Below are 548 nucleotides of genomic sequence, written 5' to 3' on the forward strand. Positions count from 1 at the left end.
CGGACAAGGGCGAGGCTCCCGCCTACAAGCTGTCGGTCAACGACATGGTCATCAAGGCGATGGCGATGGCCTTGATGGCTGTGCCGGATGCCAATGCCTCGTGGACCGAAAGTGCCATGGTCAAGCACAAGCATGCCGATGTCGGCGTTGCCGTCTCGATCCCCGGCGGCCTGATCACGCCGATCATTCGGCATGCGGACGAAAAGACGCTGTCGACCATCTCCAACGAGATGAAGGACCTGGCCAGCCGCGCGCGCAGCCGCAAGCTGAAGCCGGAGGAGTATCAGGGCGGCACCACGGCCGTCTCCAACCTTGGCATGTTCGGCATCAAGGACTTCGCCGCCGTCATCAACCCGCCGCATGCGACGATCCTGGCGGTCGGCGCGGGTGAGGAGCGGGCTGTGGTCAAGAATGGCGAGATCAAAATCGCCACCGTGATGTCGGTGACCTTGTCGACCGACCATCGCGCTGTCGATGGCGCGCTCGGCGCCGAACTTCTGGTCGCCTTCAAGCGGCTGATCGAGAACCCGATGGGCATGCTGGTCTAG

1 protein-coding gene is annotated in these 548 nt (G+C 63.3%); it reads left to right on the top strand.

Annotated features, from left to right (window positions below):
- Nucleotides 1-548, top strand: a 548-nt coding sequence (locus AB4Z43_RS33495; protein ID WP_441940998.1) for a 2-oxo acid dehydrogenase subunit E2, incomplete at its 5' end; no start/stop codon positions are given.

The sequence above is a fragment of the Mesorhizobium sp. 2RAF45 genome (assembly GCF_052115225.1).
In the GTDB taxonomy this organism is placed as follows: Bacteria; Pseudomonadota; Alphaproteobacteria; order Rhizobiales; family Rhizobiaceae; genus Mesorhizobium; species Mesorhizobium jarvisii.